A 23,721-nucleotide genomic window follows, 5' to 3' on the forward strand; every position below is an offset into this window, starting at 1 on the left:
AAAGTAAAACCCCTATATTAAATTCAGCTTACTAAAATACTTAGGCTATACATTTTTATAATATTAGTCTTTTATATTTTATAAAAAAATGAGCAATTGCGTTTTATATCAATCACAAATAATATAAAATATTCACCAAGTGTTATGGAAAGGAAAGCACTTATTTTTGAAAAGGAGAGTGAGTAATAAATGCAGATTATTAACATATTAATCGCCTTATTACCTGCATTATTTTGGGGAAGTCTCGTATTAATCAATGTATTTGTAGGAGGAGGTCCATACAATCAAATTAGAGGTACAACGTTAGGTACATTGGTTATTGGTCTAATCTTACTTCTTACAGGTCATGCACAATTTGATAACCCTACTGTCATCATTGTAGGGTTAATTTCTGGTGCAATGTGGGCATTCGGTCAAGGAACTCAATTACAATCTGTTAACCTTGTCGGCGTATCTAAAACAATGCCTATTTCTACTGGTTTACAATTAGTAGGTACAACTTTATTTAGTGCTATCTTTTTAGGTGAATGGAGTACTGGATTACAAGTTACGTTAGGACTTATTGCAATGGTTTTATTAGTAACAGGGATTGCACTTACATCACTAAAAGGAAAAAATGAGCGTTCTACAAAAGATCTTAATTTTAGTAAAGCAATGGTAATTCTAGTTGTAGGTACATTAGGTTATGTAGGTTATGTAGTAATCGGCAATATATTTGGCGTAAATGGTACTGATGCCTTATTCTTCCAATCAGTTGGTATGGCTATTGGTGGATTTTTACTTTCAATGAGACATGAAACAAATATTAAATCTACCGCACTTAATATTATTCCAGGGATTGTTTGGGGAATAGGTAACTTATTTATGTTCTATTCTCAACCTAAAGTTGGTGTAGCAACAAGTTTCTCATTATCACAATTATTAGTTATAGTTTCTACTCTTGGTGGTATATTCTTATTAGGTGAGAAAAAAGATCGACGCCAAATGATTGGGATTTGGTCAGGTATTGCGTTGATTATCATCGCAGCAATTATATTAGGAAACTTAAAATAGGTATATTGAGGAGGTCATACAATGTTTTCTGAATTAGAAAATAAAGTTGTGGTTATTACTGGCTCTGGCAGTGGCATAGGAAAAGCAATGGCGGAAGTTTTTGGTAAAGAAAAAGCGAAAGTAGTCTTAAATTATAGATCAGAAAATCATATGGAAGAACTTGATGCCCTTCAAGAAACAATCAAAAAATCTGGCGGTGACTCAATTACGGTGCAAGCCGATGTTTCAGTCGAAGAAGATGTGAAACGATTAGTAGAAACGGCTGTTAAAGAATTTGGAACAGTTGATATCATGATTAATAATGCTGGTTTTGAAAAAGCCACTCCAAGTCATGAAATGTCTATGGCTGAATGGCAAAAAGTCCTTGATATTAACTTAACAGGTGCATTTATTGGTTCACGTGAAGCGGTAAAACAATTTTTAAAAGAAGATAAGAAAGGTATTATTATTAATACTTCAAGCGTGCATGATACAATTCCTTGGCCAAATTACGTTAACTATGCTGCAAGTAAAGGCGGTCTTAAGTTAATGATGGAAACAATGTCAATGGAATATGCCCAACATGGCATTCGTATTAATAATATCTCTCCAGGTGCCGTTGTGACTGAGCATACAAAAGAAAAATTCTCTGATCCAAAAACACGTGCCGAAACATTAGAAATGATTCCAGCTAGAGAAATCGGTGATGCAAAAGATGTAGCAAACGGTGCATTGTTTTTAGCTTCTAATTTAGCTAGCTATGTTCATGGAACAACATTATATGTTGATGGTGGTATGATGAACTATCCTGCATTTATGGGTGGAAAAGGGTAATCATACTATAAAGTAAAAGAGCAAGCGATGATTAAAAATCGCTTGCTTTTTTCATGTGTATATGTAGTTTTTATACAAAGATAGCTTGATAAATATATATAATAATAATACTTATCACAATAGAAATATTAGTAACCATTCCCACTAACGGTAATGTTTTATATTTAAATTGAATTGAATATGGAATAATTGCCACACCCACAGGAAGTAACCATGTAATTAATAACGTTGTTTTAATCATATCATCTGATGTTGGTAAGAAAAAGTGGACTAATAAACCAGCAATACATCCAAGTCCGTAATGGACAATTAAATATTTCACTGCAATTGGTAAAAATTGTTTTTCAATTCTGAAGCTCAACATAATTCCAAGTAAAATCATTGATAATGGCATGTTCGCTTTAGAAATTATTGTAAAAAAGTCAATTGAAGCTTTTGGTAAATGAATATTAGCCATATTAAGTATAAACATTACAATATAAGTAACGAGTGGTATTGAAGAAATTAACTTTTTCCCTAAAAATTTGAAATTAAATTGATCGCTTCCTTCACTGTAATAACTACCTACAAAGTAAGTGACTCCAAACATAATAATTGCCCCACCGATATCAGCCATACCAAAATAAATCATACCATTTTTAGGCCAAATTGTTTCTACAAGTGGATAAGCAAATAAACCAATGTTTAATGACGCTGCCATCATACCTACTGAACCCTTGACATGATTATCATATTTTCTAAATAATGCAACCATAATTACTTTGGCTAATATGCCATAGATGAGCATCATAATTGGTAAAATAGAAAATGATAAATCAAGATTCGCACTATTTAAATTGACAATAACTAAAGAAGGTAATGTGACATTCAATACAAGCGTAGACAATACTTGACTATCTGCAGATTTAATAAAGTTAATACGTTTAAGTAAGTAACCTAATGCAATTAACAAAATAATGATTATAAATTGCTCAGTCACAATTCATCCCTTCTTCCCTAATATTCCATTACAACTAATTACTCTAACACAATTAACAGTATTTTTAGAAGTTACTTGTTTCATGCTATAATCATTACTAATCATATTAATAAATAAGGAGTTCGACTAGACATGGAATTAGAATCACAATTAGCTGAGCTTAAATACGATTATATTCGTTTACAAAATGATTTAGAGAAAAAAGAATCACTAAATCAACAGATTGATCCTTTAGTAAAACAATTAGAAGAAATTGAAAAAGAAATTTCAGACATACGTTCAAAATTACGTCAGAAATAATTTTTCAATATATCTAGGCATTAAAGTTCATGAATGCTATGATATTAGTCGTAATAGAAAGGATGTCATCAAGTGAAAATATACTTAATTTTATTACCCATACTGTATCTTATTGTAAGTTATATCAGTATTTTTAAAATGAAATCAATGTTCGTACATATTTTACGTATTATTATGGGAATATTATTATTATTTGTAGTAGCTATCACTACGATCCAATTTCCTAGTGAAAATTGGTGGGTATTTGTTGTATTGCTTCTTCTTGTAGGAAATGTAGAAGTTACAGCTTTTAAAGCACTTAAAAACGATCATAAAGGTGTTTCGATTTTAAATATTATATCTATCATTATTTTTGTAATATATATTATTTTAACTTTTACTATGTATTAATAAAAAAGCAATTGAACGTATGTGCATACGTCTCAATTGCTTTTTTTGACTTATCCTAAATTTATCTTTATTTACGTGTAAGTTTGTTTTTTAAAGTAAAGAGTATTTCATAGATAACAGGCACTACGATTAAGGTTAGTAGTGTTGATGATACTAATCCACCTATGACTGTAGCAGCCATTCCTTTAGAAATTAGAATTGAACTATTTTGCCCAAATAACAATGGTAATAATGCACCGATTGTTGCAACTGCAGTCATCAAAATAGGTCTAATTCGAGTTCCACCCGCTTCAATTAAAGCTTCTTTCATTAACATACCTTGATGTTCATTTGAAATCACTCTATCAATTAATACAATTGCATTTGTAACAACAATACCAATTAACATCAACATACCAATTAAACTTGGTACTGAAATGGTTTCTCTGGTAATCAATAATGCAAATACTATACCAATAGCTGTAAATGGTAATGAGAATAGAATTGTAAATGGTGCTAAACCACCTTTGAATGTGATAACCAACACAAGATACACAATAACAATAGCAATAAGCATTGCAAAAGCGAGTTGGCTCATTGCTGTATTAATATCATCTGTTGCACCGCCAACATTAAACTTAACGTTATTAGGTTTATCAATTGTATTGATTTCACGCATCACTTTACTAGAGGTTCCACCAACATCAGAAGCGGTAATCTTACCTGAAACTGTTGTAGCATAATCGCCATCTTTTTGAACAAGTTTACTTGGTGTTGTTGTTTTGTTTAGACGTGCGATATCTTTTAATTTAACAGTTTCTCCACTTGGTGCATGTAAGTCAATGTTTTCTAGTTTATTTTGAGACCAATTTGTTTGTTTATTCTGTTTTACTTTTACATCTATATTATTACCATTTTCTTTAACAGTTGTAATTGTTTTTTCTGGTAAGTTCTCATTTAAATTCAATGCTAATTGTGCAGCTGAAATACCTTTATCTGTTGCTTTATTTTGATCTACTTTGATTTCATATTGATCATAGGTCTGTGATAAATCTGAATTGACATCTGCTACACCTTTAATGGATTTCATTTTATTTTCAACTTTAGTTACTGTACTTCTAATTGCATCAGTAGAAGGTCCTTTAACAGTTACGTCCACTGAATTGTTTCCAGCTCCTGTACCTAAGTCTTGATTTTTCCATTCACCTGGGTCTTTCATTTTAGAAAGATGTGTAACCACTTTATCTGGTTCTTCCTCAAAGTGAGGTGTATTCGAATCATATTCCACCATAATAGCCATGCTATTCGTGCTTCCTGTTGGATCTGCTGGAGAAGGTCCACCTACAGAAAATTGAACTGTTTTAACTTTATCTTTACTTTGAAGATATTTTTGAGCTTTTTCAGCATGTTTAAGTACTGCTTCTTCAGTTTCTCCTGGTTTAGGTGTATAAGTTAACGCTAAGAACTTATCTTCTCCAGTAGAAATATAACTTGTTCCTAACTTAGTTGCACCAATTCCTATACTCGCAATTAATATAACAATACTAATAATAAGAACAAGCCATTTATGATTAAGTGACCAACCCAGTACTCGTTTATATTCCTTACTAATTCTCCCTAATTTATTTTCTTCATTAACATTGCCATTTATTTTTATTCCATTTTTAAAGAACGTTGAGGCAAGAGCTGGTACAACAGTAATAGAAACAAGAAGCGAAGCCAGTAAACTAAATGTGATAGCTAACGCAAATGGTCGAAACATTTCACCTACTGAGCCTGAAACAAAAGCTAGCGGTAAGAAAACTATAATTGTAACAATCGTAGAAGATAAAATAGGTTTAAATACCTCTCTCGTTGCACTAATAACTAAATTGTTCCCTTTTAATTGTTCACCTGGATCTGATAATCGGCGATAGATATTTTCTACTACAACAATAGAATCATCTATGACCCGACCAATCGCAATAGTCAATGCACCTAAAGTTAAAATATTAAGTGATACATTACTTAATTTCAGTGCAATAAGTGCAATCAAAATAGATAACGGAATTGAAACGATAGATATCGCTGTTGTTTTAATATTTCTTAAGAATAATAAAATAACAATAATTGCGACGATGGTACCTAAGGCCGCTTTTTCAATCATAGTATATAATGAATCTTCAATTGGTTTAGCTGTGTCCATTGTTTTTGTGGCTTTGATATCACTGTTATTCTTAACAAACTCGTCTATTTTCTTTTGCGTTGCTCTAGCCACTTGAACTGTATTTGCATCTTGTGCTTTCATTACTTGTACGTTAACTGCATCTTTACCATTTGTTTTTGAAATAGAATCTCGTTCATCGCCCACAGTGATTTTAGCTAAATCTTTAAGTGGCACGCTTGGCATTTGACCATTTGTTTCTTTTAAAGAGCTATTCGCTCGCGATTGACTTGAACTAGATGATTGACTGTCCTCTTGGCCAGTACTGCTAATACTATTATCGTTAGAATCGCTTGATTGTCCTTGACCTGCTATAGAAAGAGGGATCTTTAAATCTTTTAATGCACTGACTGATTTAAATTGACCATCCACAACGAGAGATTTTTCATTATTTCCAAATTGAAATAAACCGAGTGGTGTTTCTCTAGTCGCTGTCTTAATGTAATTTTCAACATCATCCGCAGATAACCCTACTTTATCTAATTCTTTTTGTTTAAATTTCAAAGTAACTTGACGTGTAGTTTGTCCATTCAGTTGTGCACTTTGAACACCGTCAACAGTTTGAAGTTTAGGTATTAATTGTTCATTAATTTCCTTTGTAGTAGTTCTTAAGTCATTACTTTCATTTGTAAATGAGTAAGCTACGATAGGAAAGGCGTCGATGGAATTACGTATTAATTCTGGTTCACTTACTCCATCCTTAAAATCGATTTTATCTATTTCTTTTTTCAGTACTTCTTCAGCTTTATCCATGTCAGTTTCGTTGTTATATTCAACTTTCACAATTGAAGCATTAGATATCGATTGTGTTTCTACACTTTTTACATAAGCGAGTGATCTGACTTGTTTATCAATTTTCGAGCTAATTTCACCTTGTGTCGTTTGAGGTGTAGCTCCTGACATCGTCGTTTGGACAGAAATAATTGGATTTTCAACATCAGGTAATAATTCTAATTTAAGTTTAGCACTTGAATATATGCCACCTATAATGACTAAAAGAACCATTAAAAAAATAGCAAACTTATTACCTAATGAAAATTGAAGCATCTTTTTAATCATTTTGTTACTTCTCCTATAATAAGTGATTAATATTGGTAAAAAAATCTGAACGTTTCTTCATAGAATCGTTCAGATTAAATACTGTATCTACAATACTGTAAATTAATTATTTACGTTTTAATTTGCGAGAGAGTTTAATTTTGGCTTTTGTAAGTCTTGGTTTAACTTGTTCGATTAATTGATATAACGGTTGATTTAAGACATAATCAAACTCACCAATTTTTTCACTTAAATAAGTGCCCCATACACGTTTAAAAGCCCATAATCCATAGTGTTCAGAATCTTTTGATGGATTATTATCTGTGCCACCAAAGTCATACGTTGTTGCACCATGGTCTCTTGCGTATTTCATCATTTCATATTGCATATGATGGTTCGGTAAGAAATCACGATAATCATTTGAAGAAGCTCCATATAAGTAATATGATTTTTTACCTGCAAACATAAGTAATGCGCCTGATAAATATACGCCTTCTGGATGTTCTTGATTTAATCTTTCTAAATCTTCTTTTAATTCAGTTGTCTTAGAAATCTTATTTTTTATATCATTTAATTTGTTAGCTGTCTTTTTGTCATTTGGACGTGCTTCTGACTTCGCTTCTAATTTAGCTTTTTCTGCTTCTTGAGCTTCTAAATCTTTATTCGTTTCATCAAGCACTTGTTGTGGCTCTAATTTCACTAAGAATAATTCTGCATCTCCATCTTCATGTAATGAGTCATAAATATTCTCAAAATAGCTAATATCACGTGTTAAGAAACCATCACGTTCACCCGTAATTTGCATTAACTTCGCAAATGTTTTAAGTCCTTCACGATTTGAGTGTTCAACTTTAGTACCTCGTTTAAGCGCTAATCTAACTTTAGAACGATTACGACGTTCAAAGTTTTGAATAATTTCATCATCGGTTTTATCAATAGGTGTAATCATTGTCATACGAGGTTGAATATAGTCTTTTGATAATCCTTCTTTAAACCCTTTATGTTTAAATCCAAGCATTCTTAAATTTTTAAGTGCTTCTGTGCCATGTTCTACTTCAACATCTGGATCAATCTTAATCGCGTACGCTTTTTCTTCTTTAGCAATTTTTTTTGTTTCATTTAAAAGTGCTCTCAGTACGTCTCTATCATTATAATCGGCTACGAATCCACGTGATACGTAGCATAATGTAAATGGTAACTTCGGTATCTTTTTAAATAATAACTGTCCTACACCTTTAATTTCACCATTTTCACCTACTGCCACACGTTTTGAATACCATCCAGTTAAGCGCTTTGTCTCTGCCCACTTTGTCAGTTGCAATAAATCACCATTCGGATGAGTTTTTACAAATTCGTCATGTTCCTGATTTGTGATATTCATCTTTTCCATGCTATATAAAACTCCTTTATCTTTGCATTACTTATCATTATACATTGTAGATTTGAGAGTGTCGACAAACTCATAATAGAAGTTGTATTTTCTTCAAAAAGCTATTCTTTTTGTTATACTTAATGAATGAAAAACACTACTATTTTTTATTAAAGAGGTTTTTAAAATTGAGAAATATTATTTTACTTATATTTATTGTATGTAATGCTATTGCAATAATTTATACAATGGCTCATCCATTAACTATAAATTTTTTTAGTCTGAGAGTGATGTTTGTCGCTTTATCACTTGTACTTACCATTTTATTTATACTATTAAAAACAAATCGTTTTTCTTTAATACTAAGCTTAATTTCTTTAGTACTAGTTTTTATTCATATTGCTTTTATTGCACATAGTACTTATACCTATCTATTTAATTAGTTCCTTCATTAGGTTCGAAACGATATTTGGCTCCTTTAATAATGATTGAATAAGGAGTCATAGTCTCATTATCTTTAAAAACAATGGTATTGTATCCAGATTGAGCCGCATCTTGAATCCGATAAACAATAGTATCCCCCTCTAATTTTAAATCAGTGTAGTTCTCATTTTCTTCTATAATATCCATATTAAACCAGCTTTGCCACTTAGTTAAGGTTTTAGAGCGTTTAGAACTATCTATAATAATTTTATCAATTTTAAATTGTTTCTGAAAAAATGAATCCAAATTTTGCATATGATCGACTTTATTTTTATTCCACTCAATAAAAAAAGGAGGCCTTACCATATAGTCGGGATCAGCGATGTAGAGTAACTTCCATCTTATCTTTTCACCCTTTTTATTTTCTCTGTCCATATTTATAGGACCAATCGTATCAATATGACGTTCGTTTAAAGATTGTTTTACTCTCTCTATATCTTCCGTTCTAAATGCCATTGTTTTAAATCCTTGCTTAAAATCATCTTGAACAATTTTCGTTGCAAAAGCGACTCTACCCTCTTCAGTTTTAACTTCTTTCTTTAACTTTTCAACATCTTCAACATCTAAGAGTTCGATGTAATTTCCATTTATATAAGCTAAACGATTGAAAGTGCCATATTGATGATGCTTGCCTCCAGAATGAATTTTTAATAACTCACCTGGATATTTAAATCCTTTTAATTGATCGACGTAATGAATCATATGATCAAATTTCAACTTCATTTATCAATATCCCCTTTACTAATTTAAACTTAATTGTATTTTAACAAATTTCACTATACTTTACTCTATAACTTATATTTAGTGTTGAAAAACGAATGAAATCGGCGTATAATAATTTTCGGTATTAATTAGTTAGCCTTGCTAACTAATTTCGAGGGAGACAATTTAAAATGCTCACAAATGAATTTTTTAATAGTTTTATTGGTATTTATCGTCCTTATATTAAACGTACTCAACCTATATTAGATCAATTTGGTCTACATACAGGTCAGTGGTTAGTGCTTAAAGATATTGCTACATATGATCAAACGACTTTAGTTCAAATATCTAAACGTCGTTTTATTGAAAAACCGACTGCGCGTAAAATTATTAAAGTCCTATTTGAAAAAGATTTACTTTTGGTTACTCCAGGTACTGACAAACGTGAAAAGCTATTAAGTTTATCTGAAAAAGGACAGCAATTATTTGAGGACATGAATGCTTGTATTACACCTATTCAAGAAGATTTAATCCATCAATCTAATATATCTAATGATGACTTGGATCACGTCATAGCAATTATGAAAAAGTTACACTATACATTATCAAAGGGGGATCCTCATGAATCAGACTAATACTATTAAACAACCTATTTTTACTAAAAGTTTTACAATCAATTTTATCATTAACTTCTTTGTTTATTTATGTATGTACTTATTATTAGTTATCATCGCTGATTATTCTAAAACATCCTATCATGTGTCAGACAGTATATCTGGACTTGTTGTAGGATTATTTATTATTGGATCATTGATAGGACGTTTTGGAACAGGAAAGTATGTCAATCGTTTTGGTCCTAAAAAAATTTTAATTGCTGGTTTAATTTTTCTAATCATTACTCAGTTACTTTATTTTATCCCAGGATCGATAACCATCTTGATGTTAGTACGACTCCTAAATGGAATTGCTACAGCTATCGCAACGACAGCTACAGGTACAATTGCTGCACATGTTACCCCTGTAGAACGTAAAAGTGAGGGCATTAGCTTATTTTCACTAAGTCTTGTTCTTGGATCAGCCATTGGTCCTTTCTTTGGAATTTTATTATTGAAATCATTCTCAATTAATTTACTATTTCTTATCTGTCTTATACTAGGAATTGCAAGTTTAATTGTTTCACTCTTTATTAAAATTGACTTTAATCCTACTAAAAATGCAGTTGATAGAAAAGTAGCTCAAGCTTCTGGTTTCAGCATTCATCATTTCATTGCTAAAGAAGCTATACCAGTAGCAATTGTTATGATGATTATCGGGTTGAACTATGCATCAATCCTAACATTCTTAAAATCTTTTGCTGAGCAACGTCATTTGTTAGAAGCATCTAGTTATTTCTTTATTTTCTATGCGGTCGCTTCATTAATCACTCGACCTATTGCTGGTAGAATGATTGATGCAAAAAATGAAAACGTTGTGGTTTATCCAGCATTTCTTGCTTTAATTATTACATTTGTTTTATTAGTATTTAGCTATAATGGTTGGGTATTATTACTTGCTGGTATATTCTTAGGTATTGGCTATGGAAATCTCTCTTCTTCAATGCAAGCCATTGCAATTAAAGTCTCACCTTCAAGTAAATATGGAATTGCAACTTCAACTTACTTTATTGGATTAGATATTGGTATTGGTTTTGGTCCATCGTTGCTTGGATTATTTACAGGTGCAATTACGTATACTCAAGTTTATCTCATTATGGCTATTGTAGCCGCTTTATGTACGGTACTTTATTTAATTGTTCATGGTAGAAAAGTACATGGTAATACGTATTAATCTTTCATTTAATATATAAAAAGGAGCACCCCTATTATTCGTTATAGAATATGAGAGGTGCTCTTTTTATTTAATTAATTTGCAATACTAATAGCTTCAATTTCATTTTTCATTTTATCTAATACTTTTTGTTGAGACGCATTAAAGAAATAAAATACTTGTCGTTCATCTGTTTCAGAACGTAATTTAGAAATTAATTCTTTCTTGTAAATTTTGCGAATGATTACATCAATTTTACTTGTATCCCACAACATTTCAAAATGTAAGGTATCGCGTAACTCTTTTCCGCTAATTTTTTTACCTTCATACACTTTAAATAAAACGACAAATTCCTCAATAGAAATTTTATACGTCATTTTTAACCAATGTTTTAGTTGACTAAGTTCTTTTTCCGCTTCAATAAAGCGATTCACTTTATTATTCATAGTACATGCCTCCAAAGTTGATTCTAAGTTGTATAAATACATAATATAATAAAATTGCTTAATTTAATTATATAACATATGTACAATTTAATCTATTACAAATATTAATTTATATCTGTTTAGTGATTAATATAAATTACTTTGAAATTATTAAAATTAATTAAAGCTACTATCAAATTAAAATACAGAAGTAAGTGATATCATATATGATTATCACTTACTTCTGTATAGATTAACCACCAATATAATTCATATTAATTTTCTTTCGTTGTCGATTTTTTACTGTTTGTTCTGTACGTTCATCTGAATAACGATCATCACGTGCTTGCCATAATGAAATGAACGTGTCTTTTAATTTTTGATGTGTAGCACCACTACGCAATAATGATTTAATATCAAAACCATCAATCACACTAAATAAACATCCATAAAATTTTCCATCAGATGATAGTCTTGCTCTTGTACAAGTAGAACAAAATGAAGCTGAAACACTGGTGATTAGACCAAACTGTGCACCATTATCTTTATGTCTATAATATGTGGCAACTTCACCAAAGTATCTAGGTGGAAGTGGTTCTATATCAAACTCTTCTTCAATAGTAGATAGCATTTCTTCTTTCGTAACAACTTTATTAAAATTCCAACCATTATCATTACCTACATCCATAAATTCAATGAATCTTATTTGAATGTGTTTATCTTTAAAATATTCGATCATAGGTAGGATTTGCTCATCATTAATTCCTTTTTGTATAACTACATTTACTTTTACATGAAATCCAATAGATACCGCATAATCAATTTGTTGCAAGATGGTAGAAGCTTTAATGTTACGGTTATTGATTGCTTGAAATACCTCATCATCAATTGCATCTAAACTTACATTAATTCTACGTAATCCTGCCTCATACAACTTTTGACCATGTTTTTTTAAAAGTAAACCATTAGTAGTCATACCAATATCTTCAATACCCTCAATACGATTGAGTTTTTCAATTAATTTATATAAATCACGTCGTAATAAAGGTTCTCCACCAGTGATTCTTAATTTTTTCACGCCTAATTCAGCATAAACTTTGGCAATTGTTGTAATTTCATCAAATGTAAGTAATTCCTCTTTAGGTAAAAAAACAAAATCATCACCAAATATTTCTTTTGGCATACAATAATCACATCTGAAATTACAACGATCTGTTACAGAAATTCGTAGATCTCTTATAGGACGTCCTAATTTATCTTTAATTTGGATCGTCATTAATGTGTCCCCCTTTAATCATTAATCTGATGAAGTAAAGTATTCAAATCATCTTGATAATTAATATTTTTAGACCAATTTTTTAAAGGCTGAACCTCTTTAGTATCTAGAAAACATGTTATCACATTTTTATATACATGCTGTAAACTATAATCATTAGAATTGAGTGCTTTTTCAATATTCGAAATGACTCCTCGACTATAAAAAGCAATGGTTGGTATAGGTTTATCATCATCTGAATAAGCTATAATATCGGCTTGATGTTCCATACGCTGTGAAATTGTAAATTGATATAGTTGACTTATTGCTTCTTTAGTAATCATAGGAGTATCTACAGAGACCACAAAAAATAATTCTTCATTATTATAATGTTTCATAACTGTGTAGATTCCTGATAACGGGCCTTTATCTGCATGTGTTTCTTCATCTACCATAATATGTTTATACTCAAATTCATTCTTAAGTTGTTTGTTTGTACTTATAATAATATCGTCAAATAAATTCGTTTCTGTTAATGTGTTAATAATTCGTTTATAGAACATTTCCCCGTGAATACAAGCAAATGCTTTAGGACTACCAAAACGTTTAGAGTGTCCCCCAGCTAGAATAATTGCTTTCATATTTAACCACCACTAACTGGAGGTATTAACGCAACAACATCATCTTGCTTTACAATATCATTAAGTTGAACAAATTCTTCATTTACAGCTACTTGAAATTTTTTATCACGAATGGATGGGTGACGTTCAAATAATAATTCTTTAAATGTTTCTACTGTAATATCTTCTATTAAATCAATGTCCTCTGAATTCATTTCTAATATTTCTTTTATTTCTGCAAAATATAATACTCTCATTTAAGCCCCTCCTTTAGTTGCTTGACTGTGGTCTCCTCTTTGATGTCCTTGCCATTCTGCACCGTCTTCCCAAATTTCTTTTTTCCAAATCGGCACAATTTCTTTAATTCTTTCAATCGCATATTCATTTGCACGATAGGCGTCTTTACGATGTGGCGAAGAGACAGCAATCAATACTGCAATATCGGAAATGTGTAGAGGACCAATACGATGTACAATCGTTGTTATCGTTCCTGGCCAACGCTGTGTAATTTCTTCTCCAATTTGTTCTAGTTTTTTTTGAGCCATTGGAACATAAGCTTCATACTCAAGATATTCTGTTTTCACCCCTTTAGTCCATTCGCGAACATGACCTGTAAAGACAACAACAGCTCCTTGATGTTCATTTAAAGTAAATGTTCTATATTGTTCGGGCTCAATTGGATTCGTCACGATTTCAAATTGTTTCATTTTTTTATTCATCCTTTTGTTTCATCCATTTTAGTAACCATTGCTCATAGTTGTTTAAAGCATTCTCATTATTATAATTATAAAAATATTGAACATGTGTAAGAAGTCTCAGTTTTTCTAATTCTTCTTGGGTCTGATATACCACTATTTTGTCATAATTCTCATGTTTAAACCCTTCAACTAAAATAACGTCATAACGAATAGTTACACTTTCTTTTATCAGCTCTTCAAGCGACGGCTGATTTCTACGTGTTACCGTTTGTTGATAAACAGATCCTTGAACAATACTCTGATCTGCACCAGCTTCAAAATGTTTCATATGATCCACATTAGAAGATTGAAGCGTAATATCATCTTTATCATGTCCATGATGTTTAATCGTTACAATATGATAGCCTTGAGATTTTAAAAATGTAATAGATTGTTGTAACAACGTTGTTTTACCCGAATCTTTAAAACCAACTATTTGTAAAATCATAATGATAGTTCCTCTTCGAAAACATTCGATTCAGTTAAAATAACATCTACAGTATGTCCGGCTTTAAATCCCCTTGTCCCCCCTGGCAACATAATCATTGCATTACTATGTGCTATTGCTACTACAGCACCCGATTTATTAAATCCGGATGGAACCACAGTCGCACAATTATGAGTAAAAGATGCAGTTGCTCGAATAAATCTTGTAAATGGATTGGCTTTCGCAAAATCTTCCATTAATGTTGCTTTCACAACTTGAGGGTAAACTGCTTTGGCTTGCATCATATGTTGCACTGCTGGTTTAACAAATAATTCAAAACCAGTAAAACAAGCCGATGGGTTCCCTGATAAACCAAATAAATACTTATTATTTGCAACTGCCACAGTTGTCACACTTCCAGGACGCATCGCAATTTTATTAAATAACACTTCTGCTTGAATTGCTTTGTATATCTTTGGTAAAAAGTCATAATCCCCTACCGAAACACCTCCAGTAGTAATGACAATATCATGATCTTTCATTGCTTTAGTGATGACTTGAATACTACTTTCTAAGTCATCTTGTTGTATACTATAAGGCTCTATCGTTAATCCCATTTTATCAGCTAATGCTTGTATCATCGGACCATTAGAATTTCTAATTTTTCCTGGTTGTAATTCTTCGTCTACATTCAATAATTCGCTTCCAGTAGCAATGACTGCAATACTTGGTTTTAAAAACACAGGCACTTCTGTATAACCATAGGTCGCTAGTACTGCAATAGCTCCAGGATTAATGACTTGTCCTTTTTTTAAAACGATATCTCCTGTTTTAGTTTCTTCTCCTTTTAGCGACACATTTTCATTCTCTTCAAAAGGTTTTCTAATAGTAAATGTATCTCCGTTTTCGACAGTTTGTTCAAACATCACTACTGCATCTGCACCCTCAGGAATTTGAGCGCCTGTCATAATACGAACTGCTTCATTTTCTCCAACTGTTTTATGAGATACTGTGCCTGCACCAATATGATCTATCACTTTAAATGTTTTACGATTTTTTGAAAAGGCACCAGCCGAATCTTCACTTCTTATAGCAAAACCATCATACGGTGATTTATTGAAACGTGGTATATCATAAGTTGCTACAATATCTTCTGCTAAGACATATCCTAAACTGTCCTCTAATGATATATTACTTTGTTGAGTATATATATCTTGTTTTACAATACGTTCAATTGCTTCTTTAATAGGTATTGGTTTTCTTTTCTCAACTACCATTTTATCAACTCCAATTACACGATAAATTCATGCTATACTATTTTATAAACTCAGTAAGATAATGAAGAACTCATTAAAAATAAATGTTTATAACTTTATTTTTATGTTATGATTTTTTAGATACTTCTATAGGAGGCTATTTATGTCAAATTTTACACATATCAATCATCAAGGTAATGCAAAAATGGTTGATGTTTCGAATAAAAGTATTACAAAACGTATTGCTAAAGCGCATTCAAGCATCACAGTGAATGAAGCGATTTACCATCAAATTATTGACAATACAAATAAAAAAGGTAATGTACTTAATACTGCTCAAATTGCAGGTATAATGGCTGCTAAAAATACTTCGACTATTATTCCAATGTGTCATCCATTGCCCTTAACTGGAATAGATATTGAATTCTCTTGGAATCAAGCGAACACACCACGCCACTATCAATTAAGCATTACTGCTACAGTTTCTACTACAGGTAAGACTGGTGTTGAAATGGAAGCTTTAACAGCTGCTTCAGTTACAGCTCTCACAGTATACGATATGACAAAAGCAGCTGATAAAGGAATGATCATTGGTGATACATACCTTGAATCAAAATCTGGAGGCAAATCTGGAGATTATCACCGTCAATTAGATTAATCTATATGATTGTCTTCTATTATGATAGTCATAAGCAGCATTTTCAATTAGGGAAACCTATGATTTACAATGCTTTTTATGACTATTTTATTTATTGAGTTCATAAACCATGTGATTTAATTCCGGAATAATGAGTTTAGTCATTGCTAACTTTACTGCCCCAGTTGATCCCGGCAACGTAAAGATTAATTTACTCATAACAGTTCCCGCTAATGCTCTTGAGAGAAGCGCTTTTGTTCCTACGTCTTCCGTATAACTTAAATATCTAAAAAGTTCGCCGAATCCTTCAATTTCTTTATCTAAAAGTGGTTTTACAGCTTCTATAGTCACATCACGTTGTGCTATACCAGTACCTCCAGTCGTTATAATGACATCAATATCTGATGCTAACCATTCATCAATTTGAGATTGGATGTCTTCCTTGTCATCTTTAATGATATTATAGTGTTCTTCTTTCACTTCTATATTCAGTTCTTTCAAACACTTTTGAACTAATTGACCCCCTTTATCTGTTTCTTTATTTCGTGTATCAGAAATTGTTAACACTGCACATTGAATTGTTTTTTTAACTTCTTTATTATCATGCTCATGCATCATCATTCTCTCCTTATCCAAATAGTTGATTGATTAACTGTATTGCTTCAGATTTCTTAGTTGTACCATGAATCAACATTCGCCCACCTTCAAAATATACAATTCTATGTTTTTTAAATTCAAATACTAACATATATTGGTTTTCATGATAACGAATATCAAGTGCTATAAGAAAATCAACTAATACTTTTTTTGTAATGTCTTTATTTTCATATTGAACTGTATCTCTACCACACAAAGTTGCATATGAAGTCGAATGAGTATATAAATACGGAAAGCTAGCATTTTTGCCACAAGTTGGGCAATCATCACGACGCATTTTACTATAACCAAAAGAAAAATGTGTATTCTCCCAAATATCTCCATATGTCAGCTTCGTGGGAATCTGTTTACCAATCAATATCTTTAAAGCATCCCGTAATTGAAAACTTGTGGTCATCGTTACGGCTGGCTGAATCACACCGACTGTATCACATGTCAGATTTATCACTGGTAACTGAGGCATTAAACAATTAAAGCAAGGTGTTTGACCTGGAATAAATGCAGTTTCTACATAGGTACTTTGAACTACTCCACCATAAATCCAAGGAATGCGATATCTGTAGGAAAAATCATTGATTAATTGTCTTGTTTCAAAATTATCCGTTGCATCAATAATCAAATCTACACTCGTTGCATATTGCTCTAAAAATTGGGCATCTACATGTTCAATATAAATATTCACTTTTATATCAGAGCGAATATGTTTTAAGTGATCTTGTGCAGCAATCACTTTTGGCAACATACGATCTGCATCACTTTCTGTAAACAATGTCTGTCTTTGTAAATTACTATATTCAATATAGTCTCTATCCACAATAGTCAACTCTCGAATACCAGCACGAACAAGTCCTTCAGCTACATGGGTACCCAAAGCGCCCATTCCAACAATCAATACATGTTTCTGATTAATGGTTTGTTGTCCATGTTCTCCAATATCTTTAAATAAAATTTGTCTTGAATAACGTTCTTGAGTCATTATTTGAAACCTCTCTCAACATTCTCTCTTCTTTTTATTATAACGAAATAGGAGTAGGACAGAAATCTAAAACATTCTAGACTTCGATATCCTACTCCTGTTTATTTAATTTGAATCATTTCATCTGCTAATACTTCTGCTTCATAATTAGAATGCGTTACAAAAATAATAGGTATACACCATTCCTCATGAATTTGCTTAACTAGATGGATGCCTTCATCTCTAGAAATATCATCTAAACTTGAAAAAGGTTCATCAAGTAAAATTAAATTGGGTTTCGTGCTTAAAGTTCGAGCGAGTGCTACACGTTGAGCTTCCCCACCAGACAGTGTCGGCGGAAATTGATTCATTAAATGGCTAATATTTAAACGTTGAATAAGCTCATCAATATGTTTAGACTGTTTAGTCATAAATGTAATATTCTGGAGAACCGTCATGTTAGGAAAAAGTTGATAATCTTGAAATAAATAGCCAATTTGGCGTTGTTGAATCTTTACATTAATATGGTTTTCAGTATCTACTAATAACTGATTATTAACATTAATATAAGCCTCATCTGGTTGTCTTAATCCCGCAATAATATTTAATATTGTCGTTTTTCCAATGCCGGAGGGACCTTGTATTGCATATATTTTAGCTTTTGTATCTTCAATGTTAATATGAATCAATGTTTGTTTTAACTGATGTTGTAATTTAACTTGTAACATCTAGTCTACCTCCTGAGCTTTATCACGATTCGCAAAATTCAACATACTAATGACTGTAATAGAAAAAGCAACGAGTACAAGTACCCATAACCATGCCTGATTTTCTTTTCCTTGCTCTACTAAAAAATAGATTTCAAGTGGCAGGGTATTGGTTGTATTTGGAATATATCCTGCAACCATCAATGTTGCACCAAATTCTCCAATAGCTCTCGCAAAACTCATCATAATACCCGCAATAATTGAACGTTTAGATAATGGTAGAATTAAACGATAGAAGATTTTACGTTCACTTGCTCCCATTGTTCGTGCAGTATTTAACATTTTAGGGTTAATACTTCGAAATCCTTGAATAGTATGTTGGTACATCAGTGGAAAACTAACAATGACAGATGCAATTACTGCACCTGTCATTGTAAATACTACGGGTAAATGAAGTATATTTTGAAAGAATTGTCCCACAAATGTTCTAGGTGAAAAAACAATAATAAGTATAAACCCTAGTACTGTTGGTGGTAAAACAATAGGTAATAATATTAAGCTTTCAAGAAATTGAGTTGCATGCCCCTTTCTTTTATATAACGTTCTACAAATAAAAATTCCTAATATAGAGACAATTATCGTACTGATAAATCCTACTTTAATAGAAATCCATAGAGGTGTTAAATCAGGCATATGTCATCCCCCTATACTTTAAAGTGATATTCTTTTAAAATATTTTTCGCTTTTTTAGATTTTAAAAATTCCATCCATTCTTTAGCAAATTTATTATCTGATGTTGCTCCCGCTTCATAAGTGATAGATTTTTTCAAATCCGCTTTTTTAATCTCATTTACTTTATCTGTTCTTTCATTATTCGTATATAAATCGGTCTCATATACAAATCCCATTTGAGCATTACCTTTTTCAACGTAATTTAATACTTGTTTAACGTCTTTGGCATATACAATTTTATCTTTTACATCACTATATAAATGTTGATCATCTAAATATTGTTTCGCATATTTACCTGCTGGTACAGTTTTCACTTCACCAATAGCTAATTTTTCGTTGTCTTTTAAATCTTTTACTGAAGCTTGATCACTGTTTTTATCACCAATCAATACCAACTGATTATGTGCGTATTTATATGTATTATGAGCTTGATTATGTTTTTTCAACATATCTACATCTTTCGTATTTGCAGACATAAAGACATCAGTTGGTGCACCTTTTTCAATTTGTTGTCTTAAGGCTCCTGATCCACCATAATTAAATGTTACATTTACATTTTTATGTGTTTTTTCAAACTCTTTCTTTAATGCTTTACTTACATCACTTAAACTTGCTGCTGCTGAAACTTTCAATTCAGTTTTAGGATTATCACTATTATTTGACTTTGAAGATTGCTTGCTATTCTCATTATCTTTTGAATTTGAACAACCTGCCATAATGATAATGAAAGTCCCTAACACCGCTAATAATCGTTTTACAGTCATTTATTTTTATGCCCCCTATTCAATCAAATATTATACGCTTTTTATATCTTTTGAAAAGTTTTACCATGTTTTATATTTATTTCTAAATTTTAAAATATAAAGTTTTATATAATCATTCAATATTGAAATACTTTTTGTGAATATAATGATACAGTATAAAGTAGTTATAACCAAAGGGGAGACATTCATGGATAAAGATGCCGTTCAAAATCAACCAATTATTAGGTATGAAGATGAGCAACTCATCGAAACTGAAGACAGCTATGTAACCGAATTTCCATTAACGATTATGGTGAATGGAAAAGAATTTGCTACAGTAATCTGCAGTCCGACACATTTAGAAGAGTTAGTCATAGGATTTTTAGCATCTGAAGGAGCCATTTATAAAAAAGAAGAAATTAAACATTTACAAATTGATGATAGTAAAGGGTTTGCTCATGTAGAATTAACTAAGTCATTAAGTGATCGTTTTGAGTATTCTACAAAGCGCATGGTTGCTTCATGTTGTGGAAAAAGTCGAGAATTTTATTTTCAAAATGATGCGGCAATTGCTAAAACATCGATGTCTAATATCATTCTCACTCCAAGACAAATTTTAAATATGATGACAGGTTTACAAAGTGCAAGCACTTTATTTAAACAAACAGGTGGTTTGCATAATGCAGCGATTAGTGATGGTGAGGCATTTTTTGAACATCGTCAAGATATAGGTAGACATAATGCCTTAGATAAACTTTACGGTTTTTGTCTTACTCATCAAATTCCTGTTAGAAATAAAATGCTTATTTTTAGTGGACGTATATCATCTGAAATTTTACTAAAAGCAGCTAAAATCGGTGTTGGTGTTATATTATCAAAATCTGCACCTACCACATTAGCAGTAACACTGGCACATGACTTAAATATTACTGCTATTGGTTTTATTAGAGGTAATTCTTTTAATATTTATAGTCATCCAGAACGTGTAAAAGGAGTGAAATAGAATTTATTATAAATTCATTTTTCACTCCCTACTTTTATTTATATTGCATCTTCTTTGACTATCTGATATTGAAAGCTTTGAAAAATATAGCCTTGTTTTATATACATGTCTTTTGCTGTATCATCACCATCTGCCACTAATATGACGGGTCGAGAACCAGCTAAATGACCTACATAGGACTGCATCGTAGTACCTATTCCCTTATGACGATAGTCTTCTAAAACGCCGAACCCATCAATTTCAACGGTTTCATCTGTAACTATAACATCCAAAATCCCCACAGGTTTATGAAGATAATATGCAACTATACGAGTGACATCATCTATTTGATTTAATATTGCCTCTCTCGTTCGTTCTTCACTTTCTTTAACAAACGCTTCGCCATACGGTTTTGAAAATTCATTGTAAACACTTAAATAATCTTCCATGTTAAATGAAGTTACAGGTTCAATATCTACCTGAATATTGCTCTCAAATTGTTTTAATGTAACACTATCTATCGCGTACAATTCAAGTAGTCCTAATTGAAATCCTTCATTGCGTATCGCTTCTAACCATGTAGAATGCAGTAATTGGTTTTCTGGAAATGTAAAAGATAAATGAGAAGAATGTTGTTTTTTATGCAAAATTCGTTGTTTCTCCATATCTGAATACCACTGATTAATTGAAGGTAACGTTTTGTACTGCCACTTATTCATGTGATATGTCATTGGATCAGAAGGTGTTAAATATATAATATTCAACTCATCTTCTAAGTATATTTTTCCATTTTCTTTAATCTGCTTCATTGTTATGTATGTCATAGTAACCATCACCCAACTATGTATATTTTGTACTATTATATCAAATTCTTAAAACGTGAATGGTTAAGTAATGTTGTGCCGATTAAACTCGCAATAATCGCTTTAATAATATCTCCTGGAATAAATGTAAATGATAATAAAAATGCTTTACTTATAGGCATATGTATAATGAATCCCATAATGATTGTTCCTACAATATCTAATAATAAAACACCAAATACAAGTATACCAATAAATAATGTCAAGAAATTAATATGATTTTTAAAACGATCTCTTACTAAACCTATAAGATACGCCACTACTGGATATAAGAATAAAAATCCTGCTGAAGGACCTGCAAACACACCTATTCCACCGCGTCCACCTGATAATAATGGCAAACCTGTGGCTGCTAATAATAAGAAGATAATAACACTGAGTGCGCCGTATTTACGTCCTAATATAACTCCTGCTAAAAAGATACCTATATTTTGTAATACAATTGGTACAGGCATAAATGGTAACGGTATTCCGGGTACTAGGCCTAAAATACAAATAACCGCTGTCATTAACGCTGTATATACTAAATTTTTTGTACTCATTTGATTTCCTCCTTTTATGAAGAAAATTATACCACTTATGTAAACTATTTTATATAAAAAGTTTACATTTAAAGTTAATGAGATACTTTTTTAGCTAAAGACGTAATATAGTTGAAGAATTCATCATGATTGACATGATTAACGACATGCACCATACGTCCATCATCGCTCTCATATGTGCGTCCTTGGCTTGGTCCTTTTGTACATACATCTACTTTAAGTTCTATAGAATCTGTTAAGTTTTCTTTACCAATTTGAGCAGTCGTCAATACATCCCATAAAAAGTAAGTAGAGTTGGTGACAAAATGAGTAAGAGGAGGTACAGCTGCATAACTGATGCCTAAAAAATCAACTCCTATAAACTGACGTTGATTTGCCCACATTTGACGAATAGCTGGTGTCAATGGTACTTGATTAGTGCTTTCTAACGCTACCATTTCTATCTTGATAGACGTATCAAATGTTGTTTTAACAGCTTCAGGATCCCAAAAAGCATTCCATTCAGCTGTGCCATCATGTTCGGGTTCTTCTACATTTCCCTTTTCTAAAAATGTCCCTCCCATCCAAACTAACTTTTCAATATTGTTTACTATTGCTTTATCATGTTTGATCGCTTTGGCTAAATCGGTTAACGGACCAGTAAACAATAAAGTCACCTTTTCTTTACTATTATTTAATACATTAATAATATCCTCATAAGCTTCAAATGTACTCGTTATAGAACGTTTATCAATCCATTCCTCATTTAAAATAGGAAGTGCATCCATAAAAAAGGCATGCATTCTCCAGTCTTTCGGAAAAGGGTTAACTCCTCTTTCATATGAAGGAGCTACATCAATAGATAAATTTGAAAAACGATTGATAATTTTACATGAAGCACTTAGAGAAGGTTCTAAATAACAATCTGCACCGATTGTACTTACACCTACTAATTCAACATTATCCATTTGTAGTAATAAGAATAGTGATATTAAATCATCAACACCGCCATCATGATTAAAATATATTTTAGTCATTAAATCCCTCCAAAAAATATGTAAAAAAAACTATGACTACATTATACGTAAT

General features: G+C 31.5%; 27 protein-coding genes. 8 read left to right on the top strand and 19 right to left on the bottom strand.

Going from position 1 to position 23,721, the window contains the following annotated elements:
• Positions 1 to 189 precede the first annotated feature (189 nt).
• Complete coding sequence (locus BDW25_RS07340; protein ID WP_133945278.1) at positions 190 to 1,053, top strand: GRP family sugar transporter; 864 nt, start codon at positions 190 to 192, stop codon at positions 1,051 to 1,053.
• A gap of 21 nt (positions 1,054 to 1,074) precedes the next feature.
• On the top strand, positions 1,075 to 1,866 hold the full coding sequence (locus BDW25_RS07345; protein WP_002448461.1) for a glucose 1-dehydrogenase: 792 nt from the start codon (positions 1,075 to 1,077) through the stop codon (positions 1,864 to 1,866).
• A gap of 70 nt (positions 1,867 to 1,936) precedes the next feature.
• Here BDW25_RS07345 and BDW25_RS07350 read toward each other — a convergent pair whose 3' ends face one another.
• Positions 1,937 to 2,845: an AEC family transporter gene (locus BDW25_RS07350; RefSeq protein WP_002448531.1), complete on the bottom strand. Its 909-nt coding sequence runs from the start codon at positions 2,843 to 2,845 to the stop codon at positions 1,937 to 1,939.
• Between the two features lie 132 nt (positions 2,846 to 2,977).
• On the opposite strand from BDW25_RS07350, the gene BDW25_RS10900 reads away from it, so the two are divergent.
• Positions 2,978 to 3,145 (top strand): SE1832 family protein, encoded by a 168-nt coding sequence (locus tag BDW25_RS10900; protein ID WP_002448622.1) that lies wholly within the window; start codon positions 2,978 to 2,980, stop codon positions 3,143 to 3,145.
• Positions 3,146 to 3,217: 72 nt separating this feature from the next.
• Positions 3,218 to 3,535 carry a membrane stabilizing protein MspA gene (gene mspA, locus BDW25_RS07355; RefSeq protein ID WP_002448383.1) on the top strand — a complete coding sequence of 106 codons (318 nt, stop codon included), beginning with the start codon at positions 3,218 to 3,220 and terminating at the stop codon, positions 3,533 to 3,535.
• A 67-nt stretch (positions 3,536 to 3,602) separates the two neighbouring features.
• Here the strand turns inward: mspA and BDW25_RS07360 are convergent, their stop codons facing one another.
• The 3 genes from BDW25_RS07360 to BDW25_RS07375 form a co-directional block, all read right to left on the bottom strand.
• Positions 3,603 to 6,776, bottom strand: a complete 3,174-nt coding sequence (locus BDW25_RS07360; RefSeq protein WP_133945280.1) for an efflux RND transporter permease subunit — start codon at positions 6,774 to 6,776, stop codon at positions 3,603 to 3,605.
• A gap of 106 nt (positions 6,777 to 6,882) precedes the next feature.
• A complete protein-coding gene (locus tag BDW25_RS07365; protein WP_002448476.1) occupies positions 6,883 to 8,145 on the bottom strand; it encodes a lipid II:glycine glycyltransferase FemX in 1,263 nt (420 codons plus the stop codon).
• A gap of 414 nt (positions 8,146 to 8,559) precedes the next feature.
• On the bottom strand, positions 8,560 to 9,330 hold the full coding sequence (locus tag BDW25_RS07375; RefSeq protein WP_133945282.1) for a VOC family protein: 771 nt from the start codon (positions 9,328 to 9,330) through the stop codon (positions 8,560 to 8,562).
• A gap of 170 nt (positions 9,331 to 9,500) precedes the next feature.
• On the opposite strand from BDW25_RS07375, the gene BDW25_RS07380 reads away from it, so the two are divergent.
• Complete coding sequence (locus tag BDW25_RS07380) at positions 9,501 to 9,944, top strand: MarR family winged helix-turn-helix transcriptional regulator (protein ID WP_071859840.1); 444 nt, start codon at positions 9,501 to 9,503, stop codon at positions 9,942 to 9,944.
• A complete protein-coding gene (locus tag BDW25_RS07385; protein ID WP_133945284.1) occupies positions 9,931 to 11,136 on the top strand; it encodes an MFS transporter in 1,206 nt (401 codons plus the stop codon). The genes BDW25_RS07380 and BDW25_RS07385 overlap by 14 nt, the downstream gene beginning before the upstream one ends.
• A 74-nt stretch (positions 11,137 to 11,210) precedes the next feature.
• Here the strand turns inward: BDW25_RS07385 and BDW25_RS07390 are convergent, their stop codons facing one another.
• From BDW25_RS07390 to BDW25_RS07420, 7 genes are all read right to left on the bottom strand, one after another.
• Positions 11,211 to 11,561: a SarA family transcriptional regulator gene (locus BDW25_RS07390; protein ID WP_002448468.1), complete on the bottom strand. Its 351-nt coding sequence runs from the start codon at positions 11,559 to 11,561 to the stop codon at positions 11,211 to 11,213.
• Between the two features lie 232 nt (positions 11,562 to 11,793).
• Positions 11,794 to 12,816 carry a GTP 3',8-cyclase MoaA gene (moaA, locus tag BDW25_RS07395; RefSeq protein ID WP_071859842.1) on the bottom strand — a complete coding sequence of 341 codons (1,023 nt, stop codon included), beginning with the start codon at positions 12,814 to 12,816 and terminating at the stop codon, positions 11,794 to 11,796.
• Between the two features lie 14 nt (positions 12,817 to 12,830).
• Positions 12,831 to 13,436, bottom strand: a complete 606-nt coding sequence (gene mobA, locus BDW25_RS07400) for a molybdenum cofactor guanylyltransferase MobA (RefSeq protein WP_017174861.1) — start codon at positions 13,434 to 13,436, stop codon at positions 12,831 to 12,833.
• 2 nt (positions 13,437 to 13,438) lie between these two features.
• Positions 13,439 to 13,672 carry a molybdopterin converting factor subunit 1 gene (moaD, locus tag BDW25_RS07405; protein WP_017174862.1) on the bottom strand — a complete coding sequence of 78 codons (234 nt, stop codon included), beginning with the start codon at positions 13,670 to 13,672 and terminating at the stop codon, positions 13,439 to 13,441.
• Complete coding sequence (locus BDW25_RS07410) at positions 13,673 to 14,122, bottom strand: molybdenum cofactor biosynthesis protein MoaE (RefSeq protein WP_002454998.1); 450 nt, start codon at positions 14,120 to 14,122, stop codon at positions 13,673 to 13,675.
• Positions 14,123 to 14,126: 4 nt separating this feature from the next.
• On the bottom strand, positions 14,127 to 14,600 hold the full coding sequence (gene mobB, locus BDW25_RS07415) for a molybdopterin-guanine dinucleotide biosynthesis protein B (protein ID WP_133945288.1): 474 nt from the start codon (positions 14,598 to 14,600) through the stop codon (positions 14,127 to 14,129).
• Positions 14,597 to 15,856: a molybdopterin molybdotransferase MoeA gene (locus BDW25_RS07420; RefSeq protein WP_049432394.1), complete on the bottom strand. Its 1,260-nt coding sequence runs from the start codon at positions 15,854 to 15,856 to the stop codon at positions 14,597 to 14,599. The genes mobB and BDW25_RS07420 overlap by 4 nt, the downstream gene beginning before the upstream one ends.
• Positions 15,857 to 15,998: 142 nt before the next feature.
• Here BDW25_RS07420 and moaC point away from each other — a divergent pair, with 142 nt between their 5' ends.
• The gene (moaC, locus tag BDW25_RS07425) at positions 15,999 to 16,493 is read left to right on the top strand and encodes a cyclic pyranopterin monophosphate synthase MoaC (protein WP_049334574.1); all 495 of its coding nucleotides are present in this window, start codon (positions 15,999 to 16,001) and stop codon (positions 16,491 to 16,493) included.
• An 87-nt stretch (positions 16,494 to 16,580) separates the two neighbouring features.
• Here moaC and BDW25_RS07430 read toward each other — a convergent pair whose 3' ends face one another.
• The 5 genes from BDW25_RS07430 to modA form a co-directional block, all read right to left on the bottom strand.
• On the bottom strand, positions 16,581 to 17,087 hold the full coding sequence (locus BDW25_RS07430; RefSeq protein WP_133945339.1) for a MogA/MoaB family molybdenum cofactor biosynthesis protein: 507 nt from the start codon (positions 17,085 to 17,087) through the stop codon (positions 16,581 to 16,583).
• Positions 17,088 to 17,100: 13 nt separating this feature from the next.
• The gene (locus BDW25_RS07435) at positions 17,101 to 18,105 is read right to left on the bottom strand and encodes a ThiF family adenylyltransferase (protein WP_049438240.1); all 1,005 of its coding nucleotides are present in this window, start codon (positions 18,103 to 18,105) and stop codon (positions 17,101 to 17,103) included.
• Between the two features lie 101 nt (positions 18,106 to 18,206).
• The gene (locus tag BDW25_RS07440; protein WP_002448316.1) at positions 18,207 to 18,812 is read right to left on the bottom strand and encodes an ATP-binding cassette domain-containing protein; all 606 of its coding nucleotides are present in this window, start codon (positions 18,810 to 18,812) and stop codon (positions 18,207 to 18,209) included.
• On the bottom strand, positions 18,813 to 19,484 hold the full coding sequence (gene modB, locus BDW25_RS07445) for a molybdate ABC transporter permease subunit (protein ID WP_002448583.1): 672 nt from the start codon (positions 19,482 to 19,484) through the stop codon (positions 18,813 to 18,815).
• A gap of 11 nt (positions 19,485 to 19,495) precedes the next feature.
• The gene (modA, locus tag BDW25_RS07450; protein WP_002448452.1) at positions 19,496 to 20,287 is read right to left on the bottom strand and encodes a molybdate ABC transporter substrate-binding protein; all 792 of its coding nucleotides are present in this window, start codon (positions 20,285 to 20,287) and stop codon (positions 19,496 to 19,498) included.
• Between the two features lie 187 nt (positions 20,288 to 20,474).
• On the opposite strand from modA, the gene fdhD reads away from it, so the two are divergent.
• Complete coding sequence (gene fdhD, locus BDW25_RS07455) at positions 20,475 to 21,269, top strand: formate dehydrogenase accessory sulfurtransferase FdhD (RefSeq protein WP_002448559.1); 795 nt, start codon at positions 20,475 to 20,477, stop codon at positions 21,267 to 21,269.
• A gap of 38 nt (positions 21,270 to 21,307) precedes the next feature.
• Here fdhD and BDW25_RS07460 read toward each other — a convergent pair whose 3' ends face one another.
• The 3 genes from BDW25_RS07460 to BDW25_RS07470 form a co-directional block, all read right to left on the bottom strand.
• On the bottom strand, positions 21,308 to 22,072 hold the full coding sequence (locus BDW25_RS07460; protein WP_002448609.1) for a GNAT family N-acetyltransferase: 765 nt from the start codon (positions 22,070 to 22,072) through the stop codon (positions 21,308 to 21,310).
• 35 nt (positions 22,073 to 22,107) lie between these two features.
• Positions 22,108 to 22,653: a biotin transporter BioY gene (locus BDW25_RS07465; RefSeq protein ID WP_002448536.1), complete on the bottom strand. Its 546-nt coding sequence runs from the start codon at positions 22,651 to 22,653 to the stop codon at positions 22,108 to 22,110.
• Between the two features lie 74 nt (positions 22,654 to 22,727).
• A complete protein-coding gene (locus tag BDW25_RS07470) occupies positions 22,728 to 23,669 on the bottom strand; it encodes a nucleoside hydrolase (RefSeq protein ID WP_133945290.1) in 942 nt (313 codons plus the stop codon).
• Between the last annotated feature and the right edge of the window lie 52 nt (positions 23,670 to 23,721).

The organism is Staphylococcus sp. AtDRG32 (assembly GCF_004365845.1).
Classification (GTDB): domain Bacteria; phylum Bacillota; class Bacilli; order Staphylococcales; family Staphylococcaceae; genus Staphylococcus; species Staphylococcus hominis.